Raw genomic sequence first — 24854 nt, forward strand, 5'->3', positions numbered from 1 at the left:
GCGTTCGGGTGCCGCGGCGGGCGGTCGCCGCAGCGGCGGCAGCCGCCGCGCGTCGAGTGACGTGGTCCGGGGCGGGTCCGCTCCCGTCTGGTCGTCCGAGGGCGGCTACGCCGCGGGTCGTGGGACCGGCACCGAGTCGGGCGGCAACCGTCGTGGTGGCTCGCGCCGCGCCTCCCGTCCGGCCGGCTCCGCCCGCTGACACTGATCCCTTCCGCAAAACACCGGTGCCCGTCGGTCGAACACCCGCATTCCGGGGTTCGGCCCACGGGCACCGGTGTTTTGCGTGGCGGGCGGGGCGGGCGCGGGACAACCTTGACGCTCCCTGCGAGCGGACTCGTCCGAGACGCGTACGTTCTGGGTCACCGGAGGCCGCGCGAGCGGCCGACGGGGAAACGTCCGCTGGTGGAAGGAGTGCCTATGGCCGGGATCGATGACATCAAGAACGCCGCTGAGAAGGCGGCAGGCAAGGCCAAGGAAGGCGCCGGCAACGTGACGGACAACGACCGCCTCAAGGCCGAGGGCCAGACCGATCAGGCCAAGGCCTCGGCCAAGCAGGGCGTCACGGACGTCAAGGACGCCGCGCACGGCGTCGCCGACAGCTTCAACGACGACAAGTAGGACCAAGCCGGTCGTCCGACCGAGCTGCGAAGCCCCGGTTCCCACAGGGAACCGGGGCTTCGTCGCGGGGAGAGCGCGGCTACATGAGCGCGCCGACCGAGGCCAGGCCGGCGCGGAGCAGGGCACCGCGCCCGCCCTCCATCTCCTCGGCCACCGCGTCGGAAGCCGCTTCCATCGGGCTCATCCACGTGAGCTCGAGGGCGTCCTGCCGGGGCTCGCACGTCCCGGTCACGGGCACGACGTACGCGAGGGAGATCGCGTGCTGTCGCTCGTCCGTGTAGACGGAGGCTCCGGGCAGCGGGAAGTACTCCGCGACGGTGAACGGGTTCGGGCTCGCCGGCAGCTGCGGGAACGCCATCGGCCCGAGGTCCTTCTCGAGGTGCCGGAACAGCGCCGTGCGGATGGACTCGCCGAACATCACGCGTCCGGACACCAGCGTGCGGGCGATGGAGCCGCTCGGGGCGACGCGCAGCAGCACGCCGACCTCGGTGACGACACCGAGGCCGTCGGTCCGGACGGGGATCGCCTCGACGTAGCAGATCGGCAGCCGACGACGGACGTTCGCGAGTTCCTCGTCGGACAGCCAGCCGGAGTCGGGGTCGGGGGTGCGCAGCGAGGCCATGCACCGTGTCTACCAGTCGCCGCGGCGAGTTCGACGGAAGGCGCGGGGGTCGGGGAGGTTGTGAATCGACTCCGTGGCCGCGTTCATCGGGACGGAGACGGACAGGAGGCGCGGTGCAGGCTGGCACCGCGCCTCCTGTCCGGATGGGTGACGTCGCTAGTCGGCGAGGATCTGCAGGAGGTCCTTGCGGAGCTGGTCGATCTTGGCCGTGGCCGCCTTCGCCTGCTCCTCCGTCGCGCTCGTCCGGTACATGTGCAGGACGCCCATGGTCTTCCGGAGCGTCTCGACGAACTCGCGCTGCGAGTCCGGGAGGCCGGGAGCGTCGAACGCGGCCGCGATCTCGTCCGCCTTCGCCTCGGCCTCGGCCTTGCCGGCGTCGGTGAGCTCGAAGAGCGTCTTGCGGCCATCGCCCGTGGAGACCACGAGGTCCTCGTCGACGAGCTGCTGGAGCGTCGGGTAGACCGAGCCGGGGCTCGGCTTCCAGGCACCGCCGGTGCGCTCGGCGATCGTCTTGATCACGGCGTACCCGTTCTGCGGCCCCTCGGCCAGCAGGCCGAGGATCGCGAGGCGGACGTCACCACGACGGCGACGCTCGCGACCGAAGCCGGGTCCACCGAAGCCGGGACCGCCGAAGCCCGGGCCGCCGAATCCGGGGCCGAAACCGCCGCGTCCACCGAATCCGGGGCCGAAGCCACGGCCGCCGTGGTCGTGATCACCGCGGTCCCGGCCGGGGAAGCCGGCGCCGTGGTGCTGCCGCGCGCCGCCGAAGCGAGGGCCGCGCGGACCGGAGCCGCGCTGGTCGCGGCCGAACGTGTTGCTGTTGTCGTCATACATGGGGCGCATGATGAGTCCTTCCTTGTTGCTGAGTCTGCGCGCGATCGGTCTGACTCGAAGGGTCTTCGTCGTATCGCGATGCGTCAACGATAGATCGCTACCTATCGCTCTGTCAAGGGATGCTCCGAGCATGGCCCGCTGTCGGTGGTGGCGGGCAGGATGGGACGGACCATGACGGACGTCCTCGAGCGCTTCTCCCCCGCCACCGCGGAGTGGTTCCGTGGCGCGTTCGACGCGCCGACGGCAGCGCAGGCCGGGGCGTGGGACGCGATCTCGACCGGGCAGCACGCGCTCGTGATCGCCCCGACGGGCTCCGGCAAGACGCTGGCCTCGTTCCTGTGGTCGATCGACCGGCTCATCACCGCGGCCGACCGCCCGCCCGCGAAGCAGCGCACCCGGGTGCTCTACGTGTCACCGCTCAAGGCGCTCGGCGTCGACGTCGAGCGGAACCTCCGCAGCCCGCTCGTCGGGATCACCCAGACGGCCCGGCGCCTCGGGCTCGAGCCTCCCGACGTCACGGTGGGGGTCCGCAGCGGGGACACCCCGTCGTCCGACCGGCAGCGGCTCCTGCGGCAGCCGCCGGACATCCTCATCACCACGCCCGAGTCGCTCTACCTCATGCTCACGTCACAGGCTCGCGAGACCCTGGTCAACGTCGACACCGTCATCGTGGACGAGGTGCACGCGGTCGCGTCGACCAAGCGCGGGGCGCACCTCGCCGTGTCGCTCGAACGGCTCGACGACCTGCTCGAGAAGCCCGTGCAGCGCATCGGCCTCTCCGCGACCGTGCGCCCGCCGGAAGAGGTCGCGCGCTTCCTCGGCGGCCGTGCACCGGTCTCGATCATCGCGCCGCCCGCCCAGAAGACGTTCGACCTGCGGGTCGTCGTGCCGGTGGACGACATGGCCGAGCTCGGAGCGCCCCCGGTCGGCGCCGAGGCGTCCGAGTCGCCGACGAACGGGTCGATCTGGCCACACGTCGAGGAACGCGTGGTCGACCTGATCGAGGAGCACCGGTCGACGATCGTCTTCGCGAACTCCCGGCGGCTGGCCGAACGGCTGACGGCCCGACTCAACGAGATCCACGAGGAGCGGGTGCTCGCCGCAGCCGGTTCCGTGGAGGACGACGCACTGGTACCGGTCGGGGTGACGCCGGAAGACGACGGGCTGCCGGCCGCCCTGCCCCGGGCGCAGTCCCCCGCGCGGCTCTCGGCGCACGCGCGGCCACCCGCGCAGCTGATCGGCGCCTCGGGGCAGACCGGCGGCGGCGGGTCGGACACGTCCGTGCCCGTGCTCGCCCGCGCCCACCACGGCTCGGTGTCGAAGGACCAGCGGGCCATCATCGAGGACGACCTCAAGTCCGGCCGACTGCGCTGTGTCGTCGCGACGAGTTCGCTCGAGCTGGGCATCGACATGGGCGAGGTCGACCTCGTCGTCCAGGTCGAGGCACCGCCGTCGGTGGCGAGCGGGCTGCAGCGGGTCGGTCGTGCCGGACACCAGGTGGGCGAGATCTCCCGGGGCGTCCTGTTCCCGAAGCACCGGGCGGACCTGGTCAACAGCGCGGTGACCGTCGAACGGATGGTGTCCGGCGAGATCGAGGCGATCCAGGTGCCGGCGAACCCGCTCGACGTCCTCGCGCAGCACACCGTGGCGGCTGGCGCGATCGACACCGTCGACGTCGAGCACTGGTTCGAACTCGTCCGGCGCAGCGCCCCGTTCAGCGGCCTGCCCCGCTCGGCGTTCGAGGCGACGCTCGACCTCATCACGGGGCGGTACCCGAGCGACGAGTTCGCCGAGCTCCGACCGCGCCTCGTGTGGGACCGTGTGCACGGCACGCTGACCGGGCGTCCGGGGGCGCAGCGGCTCGCCGTGACCAGCGGCGGGACGATCCCGGACCGCGGCATGTTCGGGGTGTTCATGGTCGGCGAGAAGGCCTCCCGCGTCGGCGAGCTCGACGAGGAGATGGTCTACGAGTCCCGGGTCGGCGACGTCTTCGCCCTCGGCGCGACGAGCTGGCGCATCGAGGAGATCACGCACGACCGCGTGATCGTCAGCCCGGCGTTCGGGCAGCCGGGGCGGGTGCCGTTCTGGAAGGGCGACGGCATCGGCCGGCCCGCCGAACTCGGCCGCGCCACGGGTGCCTTCGTGCGCGAGGTCGAGGGCGCCTCGGGCGACGACGCCCGCGCCCGGGTCGCCGCGGGTGGGCTCGACGAGCGCGCCGTCACGAACCTGCTGACGTTCCTGCGCGACCAACGCGCGGCGACCGGGCACGTGCCGAACGACACCACGCTCGTGGTCGAACGCTTCCGCGACGAGCTCGGCGACTGGCGACTCATCCTGCACTCGCCGTACGGCATGCAGGTGCACGCGCCGTGGGCCCTGGCGGTCGGCGCACGGCTGCGCGAACGGCACGGGATCGACGGCGACGCCATGGCGGCCGACGACGGCATCGTGGTGCGCATCCCCGAGACGGACGCCGAGCCGCCCGGGGCGGACCTGTTCGTGTTCGAGCGGGACGACCTCGAGACGCTCGTCACCGACGAGGTCGGGGCGTCGGCGCTGTTCGCGGCTCGGTTCCGCGAGTGTGCCGCTCGGGCGCTCCTGCTGCCCCGGCGGAACCCGGGGCAGCGGTCTCCGCTCTGGCAGCAGCGCCAGCGGGCGTCGCAGCTGCTCGAGGTCGCGCAGAAGTACCCGTCGTTCCCGATCGTGCTCGAGACCGTGCGCGAGGTGCTGCAGGACGTGTACGACGTGCCGGCGCTGCTCGGGATCGCCGGCGACATCGCCGGGCGGCGCATCCGGCTGGTGGAGACCGAGACCGAGCAGCCGTCGCCGTTCGCCCGGTCGCTGCTGTTCGGTTACGTCGCGGCGTTCATGTACGAGGGGGACTCCCCGCTCGCCGAACGCCGTGCGGCGGCGCTGTCCCTCGACTCGACCCTGCTCGGTGAGCTCCTCGGTCGTGCGGAGCTCCGGGAGCTGCTCGACCCAGCCGTCATCACGTCGGTCGAACGCGACCTGCAACGGCTCTCGCCGGACCGCCGGGCCCGCGACACCGAGGGCATCGTGGACGTCCTGCGGCTCGTGGGGGCGCTCGACGTCGACGAGGTCGTGGAACGCAGCTGGCTGGCCTCCGCCGACGACCGTGCTGCGGCTCAGGCCACCGTCCGGACGGCACTCGAAGCCCTCGAACGGGACCGCCGCGTGCTGTCGTTCTCGCACGCCGGAGCCACCAGGTGGGCGGTGATCGAGGACGCCTCCCGACTGCGCGACGCACTCGGGGTCCCGCTGCCGATCGGTGTGCCGACGGCGTTCGTCGAACCCGTCGCGGACCCGCTCGGCGATCTGGTCGGTCGGTACGCCCGGTCCCACGGCCCGTTCTCCGCGCAGGACGCCGCGGAACGCCTCGGGCTCGGGATCGCGGTCGTGCAGGACACCCTCCGGCGGCTCGTGGCCGACCGACGCGTGGTCGAGGGCGAGTTCCGTCCCGATCGCCAGGGCGCGGAGTGGTGCGACGCCGAGGTGCTCCGCCGAATCCGGACGAAGTCGCTCGCGGCCCTCCGGCACGAGGTCGAACCGGTGTCGCCGGACACCCTCGCTCGCTTCCTCCCCGCCTGGCAGCACGTGCACACGCCGGGCACGCGGGGCGGGTTGCGCGGCGTCGACGGTGTGCTGCAGGTGATCGACCAGCTCGCCGGGGTCGCCCTGCCCGCCAGCGCGTGGGAGACGCTGGTGCTGCCCGCACGGGTCACCGACTACGCCCCGAGCATGCTCGACGAGCTCACGGCGACGGGGGAGGTCCTCTGGTCCGGTGGTGGCGTCCTGCCGGGCAACGACGGATGGGTGCGCCTGCACCTCGCCGACACCGCGGCGACGACGCTCGCCGAGCCGTCCGGGGACGAGACCACCGAACTCCAGCGGGACGTGCTCGGAGCGCTCGCGGGTGGCGGCGCGTACTTCTTCCGGCAGCTCGGGCAGGCCGTGGGCAGCACCGACGACCAGGCGTTGGGGACGGCGCTGTGGGACCTCGTCTGGGCCGGGCAGATCACGAACGACACGTTCGCCCCGCTCCGGGCGATGCTCGGCGGCAAGGCGAAGACCTCCGGCGCACCGCGAACCCGGGCGTACCGCGGGCGCCGTCGGCCGACGATGCCGACGCAGTCCGGTCCACACTCCGTCGGCGGACGCTGGTCCCTGCTGCCGCTCGCCGAGTCCGACTCCACAGTGCGCGCCGCGGCGACGGCCGAGCAGCTGCTCGAGCGGTACGGGGTCGTCACCCGTGGGGCGGTGCAGGTCGAGGGCGTGCGCGGCGGCTTCGCGGGCGTGTACCGGGTGCTGTCGCGGTTCGAGGAGTCCGGCCGGGCACGCCGGGGGTACTTCGTCGAGGGGCTGGGGGCGGCCCAGTTCGCGACGGGCCCCACGGTCGACCGGCTCCGGACGTACGCGCGGGACCTCGACGACACCGAACGCGGCGACCCCGACCGCAAGCGCGAGGCCCTCACCCTCGCCGCGACCGATCCCGCGAACGCGTACGGTGCCTCGCTGCCGTGGCCGACCGAGGCGTCGGGCGACGACACCACCGGCGACGGCGACTCCGGCGTCGCCGCCACCAAGGGCCGAGGGCACCGTCCCGGGCGGAAGGCCGGCGCACTCGTCACGACCGTCGACGGCGCCCTGGCCGTGTACGTCGAGCGCGGGGGCAAGTCGGTCCTCACCTTCACGGACGACCCCGCTGACCTCCGGGCCGCCGCGAACTCGATCGCGGCGACCGTCCGGAGCGGACTCCGCAAGCTCGCGGTCGAGCGGGTCGACGGCGACTTCGTGCTCGAGACACCGCTCGGCGGGGCGTTGCGAGAAGCGGGCTTCACCGCCACCCCGCAAGGACTGCGACTCCGTGTCTGAGCGGAGCCGGAAGGGCGTGGACGGCACCCGCGCGCCCACGCGACCGGTCCCGACCGGGGCGAGCCGCGCCTCCCGATCCGTCCATGTGCACCCGACGGCGGTGAGCCGTGCCTGAGGGCGACACCGTCTTCCGAGCCGCACGCCGCCTGCACGCGGCGCTCGCCGGCAAGGTCCTCACCCGGAGCGACTTCCGCGTCCCCGCGTTCGCGACCGTCGACCTCGTCGGCCGCACCGTGGACGAGGTCGTACCGCGCGGCAAGCACCTGCTGCACCGGATCGGCGACCTGACCGTGCACTCGCACCTCAAGATGGAGGGACGGTGGGACGTCTACGCGCCCGGTGAGCGGTGGCGTCGACCGGCGCACCAGGCGCGCGCGATCCTCGACGCGTCCGACGTCTCGACGGTCGGGTTCGCGCTCGGCGTCCTCGAGGTCGTGCCGGGCGACCAGGAAGACGAGGTCGTCGGACACCTCGGGCCCGATCTGCTCGGACCGGACTGGGACGCGGACCTCGCACTGGCGAACCTGCTGCGCGATCCGGACCGCCCGGTCGGCCTGGCGCTCCTGGACCAGCGCGTGCTCGCCGGCCTCGGGAACGTGTACCGGAACGAGCTCTGCTTCCTCCGCGGGGTGCTGCCGACCCGGCCGGCGGGCGAGGTGCGCGACCCCGCGCGGATGATCGCGCTCGCGAGTCGGCTCATCCTGGCGAACCGGGAGCGCAGCGCCCGCGTGACGACCGGCGTCGACCGTCCGGGTCGGCGATTCTGGGTGTACGGGCGCGCGGGGAAGCCGTGCCTGCGGTGTGGGACGCCGATCCGGTACGGGGAGCTCGGCGACTCCGAGCTGACGCTGCGGGACACGTACTGGTGTCCACGCTGCCAGACCTGAGCAGCGCCGTGCGCAGTCGGGCGGGCCGGCCACAGGACGTCAAGCGGCGCGAAGGGCCCCGAACCACGGAACCGACATCGAACCAGCCGCGAAGGGCGGTTCGACGTCGGAAACGTGGTTCGATCCCAGCGGCGCCGCTCCCTACCGCAGGCCCTGGCCCACCCGGCTGTGGCGACGGCTGTACCCGAAGTAGATCGCGAAGCCGATCACGAGCCAGATGACGAACCGGAGCCAGGTCTCGACCTCGAGGTTCAACATCAGCCAGAAGCAGAGCACCGCCGACACGATCGGCAGCACCGGCGACCACGGCACCCGGAAGGCCCGGGGCGCGTCCGGCCGCGAACGACGCAGCACGACGATGCCGATCGACACCAGGACGAACGCCGACAGGGTGCCGATGTTGATCATGCCCTCGAGCTTGTCGACCGCGGTGAACCCGGCGAGGAACGCGACGACGACACCGGCGACGACCTGCACGCGCACGGGGGTCTGCGTCTTCGGGTTCGTCTTCGAGAACCACCGGGGCAGCAGGCCGTCGCGGCTCATCGAGAACACGATCCGGGACAGGCCGAGCAGCAGCACCATGACGACGGTGGTGAGACCGATCAGGGAGCCGATGGCGATGATCCCGGCGGCCCACGGCAGCCCGACGATGTCGAACGCGGAGGCGAGCGACGGCGAGTCCTCCTGCGCGAGGCGCTGGTACGACACCATGCCGGTGATGACCACGCTGACGCCGACGTAGAGCAGCGTCACGATGCCGAGACCGATGAAGATGCCGCGCGGCAGGGTCTTCTGCGGGTTCTCGGTCTCCTCCGCGCTGGTCGCGACGACGTCGAAGCCGATGAACGCGAAGAACACGAGCGACGCCGCGGCGAGCAGGCCGAAGACGCCGTACTGTGCGGGCTCCGAGCCGGTGAACCAGGACACGAGCGACTGGGTCCAGACGCTGCCCTCCGATCCGCGGGCGGGCGACGCCGGCGGGATGAAGGGCGTGAAGTTCGCTGCCTTGACGAAGAACGCACCGGCGACGATGACGAACACGACGATCGCGACCTTGATGATCGTGATGACGGCGGAGACGCGGGAGGACAGGCGGGTGCCGAAGGCGAGGAGCACCGTGAAGATGCCGACGATGAGCACCGGCCCCCAGGTGAACCCGATCGGGCCGATGGCGATCTCGGAGGGCAGCTTCACGCCGAACACGTCGAACGCCGTGCTGAGGTAGATCCCCCAGTACTTCGCGATCACGGCGCCGGCGGTCAGGGTCTCGAGGATGAGGTCCCACCCGACGATCCACGCGAGCAGCTCGCCCATCGTCGCGTAGGTGAAGGTGTACGCGGAACCGGCGACGGGGATCGTCGAGGCGAACTCGGCGTAGCACATGATCGCCAGTCCGCAGGTGACGGCGGCGAGCAGGAACGAGACGATGACGCTGGGACCGGCGAAGTTCGCGGCGGCGTTCGCCCCCACCGAGAAGATGCCGGCCCCGACCGCGACCGCGATGCCCATCGCCGCGATGTCGAAGGTCCGCAGCGACCGCTTGAGGGACCGCCCCTTCTCCTCGGAATCGGCCAGTGAGGCCTCGATGGACTTGATGCGGAGCTTCGGTGCCATGGGGTGGTTCCCGTCATCGGCTGGCGGCGGACCACGCGAGGTTACTGGTGTACCAGCCCGCCACGCAAACAGCGGGAATGCACTGGAGGCGCGGCTCGGCTCAGGCGGATCGGCGCCAGTCCGTCAGGAAGCGCGCTCCGGCCTCGTCGTGGATCACGCCGTCGGGTGCGGTGAGCACCGGGTACGGCGTCGCCGGCACCCCGTCGGCGGGACGGACGTCCACGTGGGCGACGTCGTGCCCGTTCGCGTGCAGCCAGTCCGCCATCGCGTAGTCGCTTCGGGAGTCCCCCATCGTCCGCCAGGCCAGCGGCAGCTCGCCGTCCTGCGCGAGGAGCTCGAGCGAGCGCTCGGCGCCCATGTCCTTGCCGCTGCGGTCGGACTCGACGTCGGTCGAGATGATCGTCGGGTCGACGCGCCACTGGACGGCGCCGTCGGCGTCGGGACGGACGTCGTCGAGGCGACGGACGCCGAGGCCTCGGCGCTCGAGGGCCGCCATCGCCTTCGCGTCGAACTCCGGCTGACGCGCGAGGTACGTCGCGTTGGGCACCTCGACGCGCTGCTCGATCGAGACCATGGCGCGCTTCGTCTCGTCGTAGAAGACCAGGTCGGCGTACTCGTCGCGGACCAGTTCGCGCATCTCGTCGGCGTAGTCCCGCGGCAGCGCCAGGTCCTCGGCGACGGTGAGCTCGCCCATGCCGCCCTCGTACTGCGGACCGATGGAGCACCACACGGCGCCCTTCTCGCAGACGGCGTGCACGCGGCCACCCGCGGCGAGTCCCCCGGCGAGCAGCGGGCCCACGACCTCCTGCCGGATGAACGCGTCGCTGCGGCCGGTGTTGAACACGACCGGGATGCCCTCGGCGGCGAGTGCGACGAGGTCCTCGACGATGCTCGGGATCGCGATGGTGCGCGAGACGGGGCTGGCGATGGGGCCGTCGACGTCGAGCAGGAGACCGAGGCGAGGTGCGTTCACGACGACCATCCTCTCGCAGTCCGGGCTTCGATCGCGGTCAGCTCCGTGCGGTGGTCCGGGCGGTGAAGCGGTCGAGGACGTGACCGATCGCCTCCGGCTCGGGGACGTGGCCCTGGCCCGGCACCTCCGCGTACTGCGAGCCCGGGACGGCCTCGACGACCGCTCGCGCCGCCCGTCGCACCCAGTCGGGTCCATCGCCACCGGCCGCCACGAGCACGGGGACCCCCACCGCAGCGGCCACCCGCTCCGGGATCGCGAGCCCGTTGAGCACCCGGACGTCCCGGCTCAGCACGTGCGCGTCCACGACCAGTGACCGCCAGAGCGCGCCCTTCAGCCGGAGCGCCGTGATCTGCCCCATCGCGACGCCGAGCACCTGGGCGAGGAACGCACGGACGGCCTGGGCACGACGACCGACCGCGACGTGCTCGTCGAGGACGTCGGCGAACACGACGTCGTCCGCGTGCGGGTCGACGGTCGCGCGGTACGGCGGTTCCCAGAGGACCGCGGCCTCGAGGGGCACGCCGCCTGCGAGGCCGTGCAGCACCACGCCCGCGCCGACGCAGACGCCGAGCGCCGAGACGGATCCGCCGATGCTCGCGACGACGGCGGCGAGGTCCTCGACCTCGCGGTCGATCGACCACGGCTCGGTGTCGCCGCTCGCACCACGGCCGCGCCGGTCGTACGTGACGACCCGGTAGCGGTCGCGGAGAGCGGCGGCGAGTCCGGACAGGAACGGGGTGCCGTGGTGGTCGAAGGCACCGGCGACGACGACGAGCGCCGGACCGGTACCCGCGTCGGACACGGCGATCACCGTTCCGTCGGCGGAGACGACCGTGCGGTCGACGTGCTGGTCCATGGAGTCCTCGTGGGGTGGTTCGACCGCGGCATCGCAGGCTGCGTCGGGTCCGTCGGGGATGGGCCGGGCGGGGTCGGTGCTGTCGAGCATGACAGCAGGAACCGCCTGCGTCGACACCCGCAACCAGGGGGAGAACACCGGTTCGCCCGCAGTGATTCACCAGTTCGTGAATCAGGTGTAGCGTCCGCGCCATGGACGACGTGGTCGTGACCTCCGGGCTCGTGAAGGCCTTCGGACGCGCCCGCGCCCTCGACGGACTGGACCTCCGGGTCGCCGAGGGCGAGGTGCACGGGTTCCTCGGACCGAACGGCGCCGGCAAGTCGACGACGATCCGGGTGCTGCTCGGGCTCATCCGCGCCACCGGCGGCGACGCGCAGGTGTTCGGGCGGGACCCGTGGCGCGACGCGGTGGCCGTGCACGCGGACCTCGCGTCGGTGCCGGGCGACGTCGCGCTCTGGCCGAACCTCACCGGTGGCGAGACGATCGACCTGCTCACGGGTCTCCGCGGCGGCGCCGATCCGCAGCTGCGCGAACGGCTCGTCCGCGACTTCGACCTCGACACCCGGAAGCACGCTCGGTCCTACTCGAAGGGGAACCGACAGAAGGTCGCCCTCGTCGCCGCGTTCGCCCGGCCGGCCCGCCTGTACGTGCTCGACGAGCCGACGAGCGGCCTCGACCCCGTGATGGAAGAGGTCTTCCGCGCCGAGGTCCGCCGCGTCCGGTCGGAAGGAGCGACCGTCCTGCTGTCGAGTCACATCCTCAGCGAGGTCGAGGCGCTCTGCGACCGCGTCACGATCGTGCGCGCCGGACGGGTCGTCGAGGAGGGCTCCCTGGCGGACATGCGCCACCTCACCCGGAGTGCCGTCACCGTCACCACGGACGCGCCGGCCGACCGCATCGAGGCGCTGCCGGGCGTCCACGACCTCGTCGCCGAGGACGGCACCCTCCGGTTCGGGGCCGACGCGTCCGCGGTCGCGGGGGTGATCGCGGCGCTCGACGGGCACCGCGTCGAGACACTCACCGTGGAACCCCCGTCGCTCGAGGAGCTCTTCCTCCGCCACTACGGCCAGGAGGCGCGGTGAGTGTCATCGGGACCGCGTTCCGCCGCGAGCGGGTCCGGGTCCCGGTCTGGGCGGTCGTCGCCGGTCTGCTCGCCGCCGCCACCGCCGCGGCCGTGCCGCAGGCCTTCGGCGACGCGAGCGAACGCCGGACCCTCGTCGAGCTGATCACCGCGACCCCGAGCCTCCTGGCGATCCGCGGCGTCCCGGACGGCACCGACGAGGGTGCGTACGCGTTCTTCGAGGTCTTCACCTACGTCGGGCTCGTCGCGGGCCTGATGTCCGTGTTCCTGGTGACCCGGCAGACCCGCCAGGACGAGGACCTCGGCCGCACCGAACTCCTGCTCGCGACCCCCGTGCACCGTCGGACCCCCGTCGTCGTCGTCGGGTGGGTGTCCGGGGCCGCGAACGTGCTGCTCGGTGTCCTCGTCGCCCTCGGATTCCTCGCCGGAGGGTTGCCCGCGGACGGGTCCGCGCTCGCCGGCACCGCGGCCACGTGCGTCGGCCTCGCGTACACCGGGATCGCGGTCGTCGTGGCCCAGGTCGCTCCCACGGCCCGCGCCACGAACGCGATCGGTGTCGGCGTGGTCGCCGTGACGTACCTGCTCCGCGCGGCCGGGGACGCCGTGGGCACCCGGAGCGCCGACCGGCTGACCGTGGTGAGCGCCTGGCCGAGCTGGCTGAGTCCGATCGGGTGGGGTCAGCACGTCTTCCCGTTCACGCGGCAGGACCTGGTGCCGCTCGTGCCATGCCTCGTGGTGGCGGTCGTCGGTGTCGTCGCGGCCCTCGTGGTGGGCGGGCGGCGGGACCTCGGGGCGAGTCTGCTCCGGGAGCGGCCGGGACGTGCCGGCGGACGGATGCGGACGTCGCTCGGTCTCGCCTGGCGGCTGCACCGGACCACGGTGATCGCCTGGGCGGTCGGCGGTGCCGTGCTCGGGGCGTTCGCCGGCGGACTCGGCACCACCGCGATCGACACCATCGGCGACGCCCCCTCGGTGACGAAGCTGCTCGAGACACTCGTGCCGGGAGGCCGCGGAGCGCTGCTCGACGAGTTCGTCGCCGCCGTCGTGGGGATCACGTCGATCCTCGCGGCGGCGGCGGGCATCGGGGCGCTGAACCGAGCGGCGGAGGACGACCGGGAGGGGCGCTCGGAACTCCTCCTCGCCACGCCCGTCGGACGCGTCCGACGGCTCGCGGAGTGGCTCGGCGTCGGCGTCGGCGCCGCGGTCCTGGTGGCGGTCGCGACGGGTGCCGTCGGTGGGCTGTGCTTCGTGGCGACCGGGTCGGGGACGGACCGGTTCTGGTCGACGGTGGCCGCGGGGCTCGCGCAGCTGCCGGCCGCGCTCGTGCTCGTCGCGTTCGCGGCCGTCCTCGGCGTGGTGCTCCCGAGGGCCGCCGGGTGGCTCGTGTGGGTCGCCCTCGGGCTCGCGCTCGTGCTCGGCCAGTTCGGCGGCCTGCTGCGTGTGCCGGACTGGGCGCGGCAGATCAGCCCGTTCACCCACACCCCCGGGGTCCCGGCCGCGCACGTCGACTGGTCGGGCGCGTGGTGGCTCGTCGCCACGGCGGTGCTCCTCGGCGCCGTCGCCCTCGTGCTCGCGCGACGCCAGGAGGTCTCGCCGTGACGCCGGAGGCGAACCGGCTCGTCGAGGCCTTCGCGGACGCCGGGTTCCCCCGCATGCCCGCCGCGGCCCTCGTCGCCGTGCTCACGAGCGAGTCGTCAGCGCTCACCGCCGCCGAACTCGCGACGGAGCTCGAGGTCAGTCCGGCCGCGGTGTCCGGTGCCGTCCGCTACCTGCAGACCGTCGGCATGATGACCCGGCGGCGCGCGGCCGGTGATCGGCGCTACGTGTACGAGCTGCCCGAGCACGCCTGGTACGCGGCGTCGGTGAACAACCAGGCCCTGTACGAGCGGCTGGCATCGGTCGCGGAGACCGCGGCGGCGTCGCTCGACGTGCCGGCGGCCCGGGAGCGGGTGCTCGACATGGCCGGGTTCTTCCGGTTCGTCCAGCGCCGGATCCCCGACCTGCTCGACGAGTGGAACGCGCAGCGCTCCTGACCGGTCAGACGAGGGCCGTCGTCCCGACCGACTCCCGCTCGAGCAGCGCCCGCTTCACGTCGAGTCCCCACGCGAAGCCGCCGAGCGTCCCGTCGGTTCGCAGCACCCGGTGGCAGGGCACGAACAGCGCCGGCGCGTTCCGGGCGCACACGCTCGCGGCGGCACGGACGGCGTCGGGGCGGCCCATCGCCCCCGCGAACTCGGTGTACGTGAGCACGGCGCCGGCGGGGATGAGCCGGAGCTGCCGCCACCCCTCGGTGAAGAGGTCGGTGCCGAACTGCCGCACGGGCACCTGCATCGCGTGTTCGGTCTCCCCCGCGTAGAAGGCATCCACGGCGTCGGCCGAGGCCACCGTGCCGTCCGTGATGCGCTCGGGCCGGTGCTTGTCGGCGAGACGCCCGAGGATGCGGTCGACGGAGTCCGTCCACCCCGAGGCGAGGACGCGGCCCTGCGCGTCCTCGAGCACGGTGAAGGGTCCGTCCGGGGTGTCGAGGGTCTGGATGGTTGCGTCGGTCATCGTTCGTCCTTCCGAGCGGCCGGAGCCGCAGTGTTCATGTGCGCCGCACCGGCCGTCGCGATCGCTCGGTCGATGACCGGTCGCCAGCAGTGCATCGTGAGGTAGCTCCGCCACGGCGCCACCTGCTCCGACCATAGGGAGAGCTCCCGCGCCGAACCGGGCAGTCCGAGTTCCTGTGCACCGTTGCGCACGGCGAGGTCGCTGTGGAGGAAGAGGTCCGGGTGGTGGCGGACGCGGAGTGCCACGTAGTCGGCGGTCCAGGGGCCGATGCCCTTCACCGCCAGGAGTCCGTCCCGCAGCTCGTCGAGCGACTGCCCGCCGTCGACGACGAGCGACCCGTCGGCGAGCGCGGCGGCCACGCGGACGATGGTGTCGACCCGTGCCGCCGGCCCGCGCAGGACCTGGTGACCGCGCACGGCGATCGTCTCGGCGGAGGGGAACAGCCGTCCGCCGGGCAGGACCGCGTCCGGCACCGGGCTGCCGAGCGCCGCGACGAGCCGGGTCTGCGCCGTGCGAGCGGCCGCGACGGACACCTGCTGGCCGATGAGCGTCCGGAACACGATCTCGTGCGGGTCCACGGCGCCGGGCAACCGGATGCCGGGCACCCGGGCGACGGCGTCGGCGAGCGCCGGGACCGTCCCGAGGACGGCGTCGACGGCGACCGGGTCGGCGTCGAGGTCGAAGGACGAGCGGACGCGCGCCACCAGCGTGGGCAGGTCCGAGAGGTCCGTCACCCGCACTCGCAGGTCGATCCCGGTGCCCCGGCCGCCCGCCCCGGTGCCGGCCACGCTCGGGACGGCGGCCGACGCGGTGAAGTGAGCCGCGCCTCCTGGCAGGTCGAGCAACCGCCCGTAGGAGGTGACCCGACCCGTGTCGTCGGTCTCCACCTGCTCCGTGCCCGGCAGGGCGTGCAGCGCGTGCCAGTCGAGGAGCCCCTGGGCGTCGAACGGGGCTCGAGCGGGCAGGTGCACGTGCAGCGCACCGTCGGCGACCGGCCGCAGCACGCGTCGTGCACGGAGCTCGGTCGGCGTGACCGCGAAGACCTCGCGCACCGTGTCGTTGAACTGCCGGACGCTCGCGAACCCGGCGGCGAACGCGACGTCCGCGATCGGCAGGTCCGACGACGTGAGCAGGGTCCGCGCGGTCTGCGCACGGTGCGCCCGGCTGAGCGCCTTCGGTCCGGCGCCGAGTTCGGCGGTCATGATCCGGTTGAGCTGTCGCTCCGAGTAGCCCACCCGCGCTGCGAGCCCGGGGACCCCGTCGCGTTCGACGACGCCGTCGAGGACGAGGCGCATGGCGCGGCCGGCGACGTCTTCGCGGAGGTCCCACTCCGGACTGCCCGGGGTCGCCTCGGGCAGGCACCGCTTGCAGGCGCGGAACCCGGCGAGGTGCGCTGCGGCGCTGGTCCGGTAGAAGGTGACGCCGGTCTCGCGCGGGGTGCGCGCCGGACACGAGGGACGGCAGTAGATGCCGGTGGAGTGCACCGCGGTGACGAACTGACCGTCGAACCGGGCGTCGCGTGAGGCGACGACGCGGTAGCGCTCGGCGTGCAGCGCGTCTGGTGCGGTGGACATGGGTCCAGCCTGACATGCGTCACCGACATCGACTGGCGGGAATCAGACGCGGCAGCACCGGCTCGGGAGGCGCGGCTAGCGTGTGCATGTGACCCCCGTGGACGACCTGGCCGGCTCCGGCGACCTCCCCGTCCGGACCGACGTCGAGATCGCGATGCTGCTCGTGTCCGGCCGGCACCGGTACGAGGGGCGTCCGGCGGACGGGGCGCTGCCCGCCGAGGGGCCGGAGCTGCAGGACCGGATCGAGGTCCGCGCCGGCCTCGGCATCGTCGGCGATCGGTACTTCGCCTCCCGGGCGCACGTGCACGCCTCCGTGACGCTCATCGGGCTCGAGTCGCTCGAAGCCGTCGGTGCCGAGCTCGGCGTCGACGTGGACCCGGCGGCGACCCGGCGGAACGTGTACCTGCGCGGCGCCGACGTCGAGGCGCTGCGGGGCCGGCCGTTCTCCCTGGAGAGCATCGCGGACGACTCCGGTCCGGTCCTGTTCCGCGGGTACCGGCCGGCGAACCCGTGCGCGTGGATGGACCACGAGGTCGCTCCCGGGGCGTTCCGGGCGATGCGCGGACGGGGCGGGGTGCGGTGCGACCCGGAGTCCGACGGCGTGCTCGCCCTCGGACCCGCGGTGCTCCGCACGGCCCACCCCGTGCCGATCGCGCGCTGACGCGGCCGGGCGGGCGGGCGTCGCTCGCAGTCGTGCTGGTCGTGCGATCGCTCAGGCGGTCAGGGCCTTCTCGATCGCGTCGACGAACGCCGGCAGGTCGTGCGGGTTGCGGGAGGTGATCAGTCCACCGTCGACCTGGACCTCCTGGTCGACCCACTCGGCCCCCGCGTTCCGCACGTCGGTCTGCAGCGACGGGTACGACGTGATCGTCTTCCCGGTCAGGACCCCGGCCTCGACGAGGGCCCACGGACCGTGGCAGATCGCCGCGACGGGCTTCCCGACGTCGGCGAAGGCCTTCACGAGGGCGACCGCCTGCTGGTCGGTCCGGAGGTTGTCGGCGTTGATCGTGCCGCCGGGCACGACGAGCGCGTCGAACTCGCCGGCGGAAGCGGTCGCGATGGTCGTGTCCGGGTCGAGGGTCTTGCCCGGGTCCTTGTCGCCGACGAGGGTCTGGATCGGGTCCGTGTCCTGCGCCGCCACGGTCACCGAGGCGCCGCGCTCGCGGAGCTGCTCGGTGGGGACGACGATCTCGTCCTGCTCCACGCCGTAGTTCGTCGCGATGACGAGGACGTTCTTGCCGTCGAGGGCTGCCATGGTCGCTCCTTCCGCGGCCCGGTCGTTCCGGCCGCACGCTCCAGCGTCGTCGGGGACTGCTGGACGTGTCCGCAGTACGGAGCGTGCGTTCAGCCGCGGATGCGGAACGCGGCTCCCTCGGACTCCACCGTGATGCCGTCGTAGCCCGCCAGACGGTAGAGCCCGGCCGTGACCGTGGCGTCGAGCGCGCCGACGACGACCGTCGTCGCTCCGGACGCGATCGCGGCCTCGAGCCCGGCGGGGGCGTCCTCGAAGGCCACGCACGCCGAAGCCTCGACGCCGAGCAGAGCCGCTCCTCGGAGGTACCCGTCGGGGTGCGGCTTGCCGTGCTCGACGTCCTCCGACGTGACGAGCGCCTCGGGCACGTGCACCCCGGCGGCCCGCATCCGGTTCACGGCGAGGTCGCGCGGCGCACTCGTGACGAGCGCGACCGGCACCCCGGCGTCGACCAGCCGGGACACGAACGCGGCGGCTCCCGGGACCTCGAGGATGCCGTCGACGTTGTCCACCTCGGCGGCGATCATCTCCTCCACGATGCGGTGCTGCTCGTCGAGGGGCAGCTCGGGCAGGAAGTGCCGCACGGTGTCGATCGTCTGCCGGCCGTGCGAGAACGCGAGGATCGTGTGCGGGTCGATGTCGTGCCGGCTGCCGAACCCGGTCCAGGCGGCCTCGACCACCGCGGTCGAGTCGACGAGCGTCCCGTCCATGTCGAAGAGGACCCCGGACGCCACGATGTCGATCACGCGCCCGACCCTAGCCCAGGACCCCGGACGTCAGCGCTCGCGGAGGTACCGGGTGAGGAGCACGTCGCCCTCGCCCCGCAGCACGTGCGCCGCCCGCATCCGCCGCAGGTCCGGAGAGGACCCCCGCGTGATCCGAGGTCCGGCGCCGCCCTCGAGCGACGGGTCGATCGTGAGGGCCAGCTCGTCGACGAGGTCCGCCGCGACGAGCGTCCCGAGGAACGACGGACCGCCCTCGCAGTGGATCCTCCCGAGACCACGCGCGACCAGTTCGTCCCGGAGGACCGCAGCGTTCACGCCGTCCGGCTCCGAGGGATCGCTGCACGGCACGACGTCGGCGACGCGGGACAGAGCCGCCGCCTGCGACGACCCGGCGGCGGTCGACGACGTCAGCACGATCGGTCGCACCGGCGGCTCGGTGAACACCCGCGACGCCGGGTCGAGGGACAGCGCCCCGGAGACGATCGCGAACACCGGGTGGTCGGGCATCCCGTGCTCCCGACGCCAGGCGACGTCGGCGTCGTGCAGCACCATCGGCCCGTAGCCCTCGTCGCGCACGGTCCCGGCGGCGACGAGCACCACGTCGGCCATCCGGCGGAGCAGGTCGAACACGCGCAGGTCGTCCGGTCCGCCGAGCGGACCCGTCGTCCCGGACGCCGACGCCGAACCGTCCAGCGTCGTCACGAAGTTCACGCGCAGCCACGGCGCCCGCGCACCCGCGGAGTACAGCTCGAGCAGGTCGTCGTCGGACAGGTCCGCGATCGCGGGGGGCAGGACGGTCACGTGTTGTGCCTCGCCTCGACCGGCTCGCGCCACCCGAGCGTCGCCTCGACCATGCGCATCGCGTCGACGCTCGGGGCGACGTCGTGCATCCGGACGATCCGGGCACCGAGCATCGCGCTCACGGTCGCAGCGGCCAGTGAACCGGCGAGGCGCGCACCCCGGGGACGACCGAGCGACTCCCCCACGAAGTCCTTGTTCGACACGGCCGCGAGCACCGGGTAGCCGAGTGCCACCACCTCGGGCAGCCGCCGGGTCAGCTCGAGCGTGTGCACGGTGTTCTTGTTGAGGTCGTGTCCCGGGTCGACGACGATCCGGGATTCCGGGACCCCCGCCGCGAGCGCCCGGTCGACCCGCTCGCGCAGGAAGTCGACCACCTCGGTCGTCACGTCGGCGTACTGCGGTGGTGCGGGCAGCTCACGACGGGGCTCGGCGATCGAGTGCGTGACCACGATCGTGGCCTCGGAGTCCGCGACGACGGCCGCCATCCGCGGGTCGTACAGCCCGGTCGTGTCGTTCACGACGCTCGCACCGGCCTCGATCGCGGCTGCGGCGACCTCCGGGCGGAACGTGTCGACGCTGATGGTCACGTCCGACTCCTGCGCGAGCTGGCGGACGACGGGGACGACGCGGTCGAGCTCCTCGGCTGCGGGGAGCTCCGGCCCGGGCGCGAACTTCACGCCGCCGATGTCGACCCAGTCGGCGCCCTGCTCGGCGGCACGGACGGCGGCCTCGACGGCGCGGTCGAGCTCGAAGGTGGCGCCGCGGTCGTGGAAGGAGTCGGGGGTGCGGTTCACGATCGCCATCACCACGATGCGGCGGTCGAAGTCGAAGGTGCGGCGGCCGATGGTGCGGACGGGGTCGCGCAGGTCGGGGACGACCCAGCCTGGTGCGGTCGGGAGGCGCGGTGCGGCCCCGTCGGTCGTCATGCCTCGGTCCGGTGGTCGGTTCCGGCGGCGGGGGCCGCCCCCGTCGCGGCTCCGGCGCCGATCAGCGCGATCGCCTCGGCGCGGGCCACGGGCTCACCCAGTGTGCCGGTCGCGGCCACGGTCACGGTCGTGGAACCGGTCTGGCGCTCCCCCCTGGTCGTCACGCACTGGTGCTGCGCGTCGAGCACGACGAGGACGCCCGCGGCACCGAGCCCCTCCGCGATCGTCGCCGCCACCTGCTCCCCGAGGCGCTCCTGCAGCTGCGGGCGAGCGGCCACGGCGTCGAGCACGCGGGAGAGGGTACCGAGGCCGATGAGCCGCTCACCCGGGGTGTACGCCAGGTGTGCGACGCCGAGGAACGGCAGGAGGTGGTGCTCGCACACCGAACGGAACCGGACGTCGCGCACGATGACGAGCTGGCCGCGCTCGCCGTCCTCGGCGTGCACGGTGCCGCTGCGGGCGATCGCCACCGCGTCCGTACCGATGCCGGCGAAGAACTCGGCGTACGCGTCCGCGACCCGCTTCGGGGTCAGGGCGAGTTCGGGGCGGTCCGGGTCCTCCCCGATGCCCAGCAGGAGTTCGCGCACGGCGGCCTCGACGCGGGCACGGTCCATGCGTGACGTCACCCACCCATCAAACACCAGCCGTGGCCGGAGAACGCGAGACCGTCGCCGGGTGGGACGAACCCGGGAGCCGAGCCGCGCCTCCCGGCAGTCCGCTGGACGGTCGCTGTGACACGCCGGGAACCCAGCGTCCTTTAAACTTGGCCGGTGAGCGCCCCGCAGACCGACACCACACCCCGGAACCGCTTCGCGACCGGCCTCGACCGCTTCTTCTCCATCACGCACCGCGGGTCGACCATCCCGCGCGAGATCCGCGGTGGTCTCGTCTCCTTCGTGACGATGGCCTACATCGTCATCCTCAACCCGCTCATCCTCGGCGGGTTCAGCCAGGACCAGGCACCGCAGGACGTCCTCGGCGGGTGGCTCCAGAACGCGCAGGTCGCGGCCGCCACCGGCCTGGTCGCCGGCCTCATGACCATCGCCATGGGCCTCATCGCGAACCTGCCGTTCGGCATCGCAGCGGGGCTCGGGATCAACTCGTTCCTCGCCGTCAGCGTCGTGCACCAGGTCACGTGGGCCGAGGCGATGGGCCTCGTCGTGATCAACGGCGTCGTGATCGTGATCCTCGCGCTCACCGGCATCCGGACGATGATCTTCACGGCCGTGCCGCCGCAGCTCAAGGCGGCGATCACGGTCGGTATCGGCCTGTTCATCGCGTTCATCGGACTCGTCGACTCCGGCTTCGTCCGCACCACGAAGAACGCCTCACCACCGCTGCAGCTCGGTGAGGACGGCTCCGTCGCGGCGCTCCCGACGATCGTGTTCCTCATCGGCCTCGTCGTCATCGGCACGCTCATGGCCCGCAAGGTCAAGGGCGCGCTGCTCATCGGCATCGTCGCGACCACGATCGTCGCGATCATCCTGCAGGCGATCTTCAAGGTGCCCACCTCCGTGGACTCCCCCACCGGCTGGAACCTCAACGCCCCGGGCCTGCCGAGCGCGTTCTTCGCCGTGCCGGACCTGTCGCTCGTCGGGCACGCCGACGTCTTCGGCGCCTTCACCCGCATCGGGCCGATCGCCGCGTCGATGCTCGTCTTCACGCTCGTCTTCACGAACTTCTTCGACGCCATGGGCACGATGACCGGGCTCGCCAAGGCCGCCGGCGTCGCGAACTCTGACGGCACCTTCCCGCGGCTCAAGTCGGCGCTCGTCGTCGAGGGCGCCGGGGCCATCGCGGGCGGTGGCTCGTCGGTGTCGTCGAACACCGTGTTCATCGACTCCGCCGCCGGCATCGGTGAAGGCGCCCGCACGGGCATGGCCTCCGTGGTCACCGGCCTGCTGTTCCTGGCGTCGATGTTCCTCACGCCGCTCACCCAGGTCGTCCCGCTCGAGGTCGCCGCCGCCGGGCTCGTCGTCGTCGGTGCGCTCATGGTGGCGCAGGTGAAGGACATCGACTGGACGGACTTCGGGGCAGCCCTGCCGGCGTTCCTGACGATCGTGATCATGCCGCTGACCTACTCGATCGCGAACGGCATCGGGGCCGGCTTCATCAGCTGGGTGCTCATCAAGCTGCTGTCCGGCCGCGGGCGTCAGGTCTCCTGGCTGCTCTACGTCGTCGCGGCCGGCTTCCTGCTCTACTTCGCGCGCGGGCCGCTGGAGGCGCTGCTCGGCGTCGGCTGACCCGCGGCGTCCCTTCCGCCCTTCCGCCCTTCCGCAAAACGCGAGGGTGCGGGCGGAGTCAGTCCGGCAGGTCGGCGGGGGTCGCCTCGTGGTGGCGCTGCCCCTTCGTCCGGCGGTCCTCCTTCATGCCCGCCTCGAAGAGGTGGCGACGCCCCCGCACGAGCTCCTCGCGCGCGGTCCGCTCGAGCTCCTTCGCGAGGGCGTAGTAGCCGTCGTCGTAGTCCTCGACGATCTGGAACGTCCACCGGCCGGCGATGACGTTCCGGCCGACGAGCTCGGTGTCGATCCGGTCGGCGAGGCCGGTGTGGCCGGCCTTCCGGAGCTGCTCGACCGCTTCGCCGAGGTCCAGGTCGGCCGTGCCGGTCAGACGGTGGAAGCCGTAGAGCAGACCCCGAGCGTGCTCGATCACCTCGACCGCGGCCGACAGCGTGCCGAGCGCCTCGACGGTGGCGTCGGTCACGCCCTCGGGCACCTGGTGCAGGTCGTCGGGCCCCTGCTCGTCGTCGTTCGGTGCGTCGTTCGATGCGTCCTTCGTCATGGGGCCCGTCTACCGGAGCGCGGCTGCGGCTGCTCCGAGTCGGGTGTCACTTCGTCGCGTTGGGGTGGTGCGTGTGCACGGCGAGCAGGTGGACCGTCCGGTTCTCGTCGTCGACCGTGTACCAGAGCCGAGCACCCCGCTTCAGCTCGAACTGCCGGCGCACCCACGTCCTGCCGGAGTGCGTTACGACACCGAGCTCACCACGGAGCGCATGACAAGCGAGGTCCTCAGCCGTCGGATCCGTCGTGAGCCGTTCCCAGGCCACCACCACTGCGTTCCGCTGCGTGGCGACCAGGTCGCGCCAGCCCTGCTCCGCAGCACGCGTGCCGAAGACGATCGTGTACTCGGTGGTGCGCACCGGTCGGGCCACACCGGCACGCCGAGCCGCCATCGTTCAGGGCTTCTCGACCGCACTGAGTCCGTCGAGCATGTCCGGCTCGGACGTGTCCCACCCCGCGGCGATCGCTTCGGCGGTGTTCCGCCATGCCTGCATCTCGAGAAGCAACCGTCTGGGCTGCCGCAACGAGAACGATCCGCGCGCGACCTCGACGATCTCACGCGCGAACCGCTGCTGGTCGGCTCGGCTCAGGAGCTTGAGCCACGGGTACGGTATCGCGAGCCGATCCGGCAACGGCAACTGTTCGTTGATCGTGACCGCGGCGATCAGTTGCGCAGCGATGTCCAGCACCGCTTCTTCGTCGTCCGAACGTTCCTTCGTCGTGAGCACGAGCGGCTTGCCGTCACGTCGGGTCACTTCCAGCGGTTCCCGTTCCGCTGCGGCGAAGACGTCCTTCGCATGCCGGGAGAGGTCGGACGACTGCACCGATCGTCGCGGTCGTATCGGAGCCAGGAGGGTCATGGACGCAGCTTATTCAGAACATGTTCTGAACACAAGCACCGGCCCAGGAGGCGCGGCTCGCGTCGGGCGTGCGCGGTACGGTTCGAGCATGGCCAGGTGGGTCGCGCTGCTGCGCGGGGTGAACGTCAACGGGATCACGATCAAGAGCGCGGACCTCGCGGCGTTGTTCCGGGAACGCGGCTATGGGGACGTCCGGACCGTGCTCGCCTCCGGGAACGTCGTGTTCTCGGCAGACGGCACCGCCACCGCGCTGAAGTCCGACGTGGAGCAGGCGCTCCGGGAACGCTTCGGGTACGACGCCTGGATCGTGCTCGTCCCGCACGACGGCTTGGCTGCGATCGTCGACGGGTTCCCGTTCCCGTCGGCCGAGGACCGCCATGACTACGTGGTGTTCGGCTCCGACGAGGACGCGCTCGACGACCTGCTCGCGGACCTCGAACTCGACGAGTCGGTCGAACGCGTCGCCCCCGGGTCCGGAGTCGTCTACTGGTCGTGTCCGAAGGGGTCGAGCACGGACACGGTGTTCGCGAAACGCGCCGGCGCCGCACGCTTCAAGCGCACGACGACGACCCGCAACACGAACACCCTCCGGAAGCTCCTGTGAGGCGCGGCGGACTGCACCACGTCGAGTTGCGCGCCTCCGACCTCGCGGCGACCGGTCGCGCATGGGCCTGGCTCCTCGGGGAACTCGGCTACGAGCCGTTCCAGCAGTGGGACGCGGGCCGGAGCTGGCGGCTCGGCGACCTGTACGTCGTGCTGGAGGGGGCACCGCTCGGCGGGACCAACGACCGGCGCCGACCAGGACTGAGCCACCTCGCGTTCCACGCCGGTGACGCAGCAGCCGTCGAGCACCTCTGGACGAGCGCGCCCGACCACGGTTGGAGCCGACTCTACGAGGACCGCCACCCGCACGCCGGCGGCCCCGACCACCACGCCGCGTTCCTCGAGGACGGGGAGCGCTTCAAGGTCGAACTCGTCGCCGGCTGACCGCGCTCCGACGGCGAC

25 protein-coding genes and 1 pseudogene are annotated in these 24854 nt (G+C 72.6%); 11 read left to right on the forward strand and 15 right to left on the reverse strand.

The window, feature by feature from the left end:
* Positions 1–199, forward strand: a pseudogene (locus HP507_RS17625) (DEAD/DEAH box helicase); the annotation flags it as partial.
* Positions 200–417: 218 nt separating this feature from the next.
* Positions 418–618, forward strand: coding sequence for a CsbD family protein (locus HP507_RS16235; RefSeq protein WP_175352848.1), 201 nt, complete (start codon positions 418–420; stop codon positions 616–618).
* Between the two features lie 79 nt (positions 619–697).
* Here the strand turns inward: HP507_RS16235 and HP507_RS16240 are convergent, their stop codons facing one another.
* Both HP507_RS16240 and HP507_RS16245 read right to left on the reverse strand, forming a co-directional pair.
* Positions 698–1240, reverse strand: coding sequence for an NUDIX hydrolase family protein (locus tag HP507_RS16240; RefSeq protein WP_175352849.1), 543 nt, complete (start codon positions 1238–1240; stop codon positions 698–700).
* 156 nt (positions 1241–1396) lie between these two features.
* Positions 1397–2074 (reverse strand): PadR family transcriptional regulator, encoded by a 678-nt coding sequence (locus HP507_RS16245; RefSeq protein ID WP_333781366.1) that lies wholly within the window; start codon positions 2072–2074, stop codon positions 1397–1399.
* Positions 2075–2245: 171 nt separating this feature from the next.
* Between HP507_RS16245 and HP507_RS16250 the strand changes: the two genes are divergently transcribed.
* A complete protein-coding gene (locus HP507_RS16250) occupies positions 2246–6967 on the forward strand; it encodes an ATP-dependent helicase (RefSeq protein ID WP_175352851.1) in 4722 nt (1573 codons plus the stop codon).
* 107 nt (positions 6968–7074) lie between these two features.
* Entirely contained in the window at positions 7075–7854 is a 780-nt protein-coding gene (locus HP507_RS16255) for an Fpg/Nei family DNA glycosylase (RefSeq protein ID WP_175352852.1), read from the forward strand.
* Positions 7855–7995: 141 nt separating this feature from the next.
* Here the strand turns inward: HP507_RS16255 and HP507_RS16260 are convergent, their stop codons facing one another.
* The 3 genes from HP507_RS16260 to HP507_RS16270 form a co-directional block, all read right to left on the reverse strand.
* The gene (locus HP507_RS16260; protein WP_175352853.1) at positions 7996–9471 is read right to left on the reverse strand and encodes an APC family permease; all 1476 of its coding nucleotides are present in this window, start codon (positions 9469–9471) and stop codon (positions 7996–7998) included.
* A gap of 100 nt (positions 9472–9571) precedes the next feature.
* Positions 9572–10453, reverse strand: coding sequence for a hypothetical protein (locus tag HP507_RS16265; protein WP_175352854.1), 882 nt, complete (start codon positions 10451–10453; stop codon positions 9572–9574).
* A gap of 28 nt (positions 10454–10481) precedes the next feature.
* Positions 10482–11390, reverse strand: coding sequence for an alpha/beta fold hydrolase (locus tag HP507_RS16270; protein WP_175352855.1), 909 nt, complete (start codon positions 11388–11390; stop codon positions 10482–10484).
* Positions 11391–11491: 101 nt separating this feature from the next.
* Here HP507_RS16270 and HP507_RS16275 point away from each other — a divergent pair, with 101 nt between their 5' ends.
* The 3 genes from HP507_RS16275 to HP507_RS16285 are packed head-to-tail and all read left to right on the forward strand — an operon-like array spanning position 11492 to position 14414.
* Complete coding sequence (locus tag HP507_RS16275; RefSeq protein ID WP_175352856.1) at positions 11492–12382, forward strand: ABC transporter ATP-binding protein; 891 nt, start codon at positions 11492–11494, stop codon at positions 12380–12382.
* Positions 12379–13980: an ABC transporter permease gene (locus tag HP507_RS16280; RefSeq protein WP_175352857.1), complete on the forward strand. Its 1602-nt coding sequence runs from the start codon at positions 12379–12381 to the stop codon at positions 13978–13980. The genes HP507_RS16275 and HP507_RS16280 overlap by 4 nt, the downstream gene beginning before the upstream one ends.
* A complete protein-coding gene (locus tag HP507_RS16285; protein WP_175352858.1) occupies positions 13977–14414 on the forward strand; it encodes a GbsR/MarR family transcriptional regulator in 438 nt (145 codons plus the stop codon). The genes HP507_RS16280 and HP507_RS16285 overlap by 4 nt, the downstream gene beginning before the upstream one ends.
* A 4-nt stretch (positions 14415–14418) precedes the next feature.
* On the opposite strand, the gene HP507_RS16290 is transcribed toward HP507_RS16285, so the two are convergent.
* Both HP507_RS16290 and HP507_RS16295 read right to left on the reverse strand, forming a co-directional pair.
* The gene (locus HP507_RS16290; protein WP_175352859.1) at positions 14419–14931 is read right to left on the reverse strand and encodes a methylated-DNA--[protein]-cysteine S-methyltransferase; all 513 of its coding nucleotides are present in this window, start codon (positions 14929–14931) and stop codon (positions 14419–14421) included.
* The gene (locus tag HP507_RS16295) at positions 14928–16505 is read right to left on the reverse strand and encodes a DNA-3-methyladenine glycosylase 2 family protein (protein WP_175352860.1); all 1578 of its coding nucleotides are present in this window, start codon (positions 16503–16505) and stop codon (positions 14928–14930) included. The genes HP507_RS16290 and HP507_RS16295 overlap by 4 nt, the downstream gene beginning before the upstream one ends.
* A gap of 154 nt (positions 16506–16659) precedes the next feature.
* Between HP507_RS16295 and HP507_RS16300 the strand changes: the two genes are divergently transcribed.
* Complete coding sequence (locus HP507_RS16300; protein ID WP_175353067.1) at positions 16660–17166, forward strand: MOSC domain-containing protein; 507 nt, start codon at positions 16660–16662, stop codon at positions 17164–17166.
* Positions 17167–17217: 51 nt separating this feature from the next.
* Here HP507_RS16300 and HP507_RS16305 read toward each other — a convergent pair whose 3' ends face one another.
* The 5 genes from HP507_RS16305 to folE form a co-directional block, all read right to left on the reverse strand.
* Entirely contained in the window at positions 17218–17760 is a 543-nt protein-coding gene (locus HP507_RS16305; protein WP_175352861.1) for a type 1 glutamine amidotransferase domain-containing protein, read from the reverse strand.
* A gap of 89 nt (positions 17761–17849) precedes the next feature.
* Positions 17850–18503: an HAD-IA family hydrolase gene (locus HP507_RS16310; protein ID WP_175352862.1), complete on the reverse strand. Its 654-nt coding sequence runs from the start codon at positions 18501–18503 to the stop codon at positions 17850–17852.
* A 30-nt stretch (positions 18504–18533) separates the two neighbouring features.
* Positions 18534–19283 carry a pyrimidine reductase family protein gene (locus HP507_RS16315; protein WP_271207361.1) on the reverse strand — a complete coding sequence of 250 codons (750 nt, stop codon included), beginning with the start codon at positions 19281–19283 and terminating at the stop codon, positions 18534–18536.
* Positions 19280–20209 carry a dihydropteroate synthase gene (gene folP / locus HP507_RS16320; protein ID WP_175352863.1) on the reverse strand — a complete coding sequence of 310 codons (930 nt, stop codon included), beginning with the start codon at positions 20207–20209 and terminating at the stop codon, positions 19280–19282. Before folP ends, HP507_RS16315 begins: the two co-directional genes overlap by 4 nt.
* A complete protein-coding gene (folE, locus tag HP507_RS16325) occupies positions 20206–20823 on the reverse strand; it encodes a GTP cyclohydrolase I (protein ID WP_175353069.1) in 618 nt (205 codons plus the stop codon). The genes folP and folE overlap by 4 nt, the downstream gene beginning before the upstream one ends.
* A gap of 156 nt (positions 20824–20979) precedes the next feature.
* On the opposite strand from folE, the gene HP507_RS16330 reads away from it, so the two are divergent.
* Entirely contained in the window at positions 20980–22452 is a 1473-nt protein-coding gene (locus HP507_RS16330; protein ID WP_175352864.1) for an NCS2 family permease, read from the forward strand.
* Positions 22453–22510: 58 nt separating this feature from the next.
* Here HP507_RS16330 and HP507_RS16335 read toward each other — a convergent pair whose 3' ends face one another.
* The 3 genes from HP507_RS16335 to HP507_RS16345 are packed head-to-tail and all read right to left on the reverse strand — an operon-like array spanning position 22511 to position 23849.
* Positions 22511–22990 carry a hypothetical protein gene (locus tag HP507_RS16335; RefSeq protein WP_175352865.1) on the reverse strand — a complete coding sequence of 160 codons (480 nt, stop codon included), beginning with the start codon at positions 22988–22990 and terminating at the stop codon, positions 22511–22513.
* A 46-nt stretch (positions 22991–23036) separates the two neighbouring features.
* Positions 23037–23348, reverse strand: a complete 312-nt coding sequence (locus HP507_RS16340) for a type II toxin-antitoxin system RelE family toxin (RefSeq protein ID WP_271207360.1) — start codon at positions 23346–23348, stop codon at positions 23037–23039.
* Between the two features lie 36 nt (positions 23349–23384).
* Positions 23385–23849, reverse strand: a complete 465-nt coding sequence (locus tag HP507_RS16345; protein ID WP_175352867.1) for a prevent-host-death protein — start codon at positions 23847–23849, stop codon at positions 23385–23387.
* Positions 23850–23937: 88 nt separating this feature from the next.
* Here HP507_RS16345 and HP507_RS16350 point away from each other — a divergent pair, with 88 nt between their 5' ends.
* Both HP507_RS16350 and HP507_RS16355 read left to right on the forward strand, forming a co-directional pair.
* Positions 23938–24453 (forward strand): DUF1697 domain-containing protein, encoded by a 516-nt coding sequence (locus HP507_RS16350; protein ID WP_175352868.1) that lies wholly within the window; start codon positions 23938–23940, stop codon positions 24451–24453.
* The gene (locus HP507_RS16355) at positions 24450–24836 is read left to right on the forward strand and encodes a VOC family protein (protein WP_175352869.1); all 387 of its coding nucleotides are present in this window, start codon (positions 24450–24452) and stop codon (positions 24834–24836) included. Before HP507_RS16350 ends, HP507_RS16355 begins: the two co-directional genes overlap by 4 nt.
* Positions 24837–24854 lie beyond the last annotated feature (18 nt).

The sequence above is a fragment of the Curtobacterium pusillum genome (assembly GCF_013359865.1).
Taxonomy (GTDB): domain Bacteria; phylum Actinomycetota; class Actinomycetes; order Actinomycetales; family Microbacteriaceae; genus Curtobacterium; species Curtobacterium pusillum.

Coding starts and splice junctions, on each gene's coding strand:
- HP507_RS16345 (WP_175352867.1), bottom strand. CDS start 23,849: ATGACCCTCCTGGCTCCGATACGACCGCGACGATCGGTGCAGTCGTCC.
- HP507_RS16240 (WP_175352849.1), bottom strand. CDS start 1,240: ATGGCCTCGCTGCGCACCCCCGACCCCGACTCCGGCTGGCTGTCCGAC.
- HP507_RS16275 (WP_175352856.1), top strand. CDS start 11,492: ATGGACGACGTGGTCGTGACCTCCGGGCTCGTGAAGGCCTTCGGACGC.
- HP507_RS16265 (WP_175352854.1), bottom strand. CDS start 10,453: ATGGTCGTCGTGAACGCACCTCGCCTCGGTCTCCTGCTCGACGTCGAC.
- folP (WP_175352863.1), bottom strand. CDS start 20,209: ATGACGACCGACGGGGCCGCACCGCGCCTCCCGACCGCACCAGGCTGG.
- HP507_RS16270 (WP_175352855.1), bottom strand. CDS start 11,390: ATGCTCGACAGCACCGACCCCGCCCGGCCCATCCCCGACGGACCCGAC.
- HP507_RS16295 (WP_175352860.1), bottom strand. CDS start 16,505: ATGTCCACCGCACCAGACGCGCTGCACGCCGAGCGCTACCGCGTCGTC.
- HP507_RS16335 (WP_175352865.1), bottom strand. CDS start 22,990: ATGACGAAGGACGCATCGAACGACGCACCGAACGACGACGAGCAGGGG.
- HP507_RS16250 (WP_175352851.1), top strand. CDS start 2,246: ATGACGGACGTCCTCGAGCGCTTCTCCCCCGCCACCGCGGAGTGGTTC.
- folE (WP_175353069.1), bottom strand. CDS start 20,823: ATGGACCGTGCCCGCGTCGAGGCCGCCGTGCGCGAACTCCTGCTGGGC.
- HP507_RS16305 (WP_175352861.1), bottom strand. CDS start 17,760: ATGGCAGCCCTCGACGGCAAGAACGTCCTCGTCATCGCGACGAACTAC.
- HP507_RS16350 (WP_175352868.1), top strand. CDS start 23,938: ATGGCCAGGTGGGTCGCGCTGCTGCGCGGGGTGAACGTCAACGGGATC.
- HP507_RS16245 (WP_333781366.1), bottom strand. CDS start 2,074: ATGTATGACGACAACAGCAACACGTTCGGCCGCGACCAGCGCGGCTCC.
- HP507_RS16260 (WP_175352853.1), bottom strand. CDS start 9,471: ATGGCACCGAAGCTCCGCATCAAGTCCATCGAGGCCTCACTGGCCGAT.
- HP507_RS16290 (WP_175352859.1), bottom strand. CDS start 14,931: ATGACCGACGCAACCATCCAGACCCTCGACACCCCGGACGGACCCTTC.
- HP507_RS16235 (WP_175352848.1), top strand. CDS start 418: ATGGCCGGGATCGATGACATCAAGAACGCCGCTGAGAAGGCGGCAGGC.
- HP507_RS16300 (WP_175353067.1), top strand. CDS start 16,660: ATGCTGCTCGTGTCCGGCCGGCACCGGTACGAGGGGCGTCCGGCGGAC.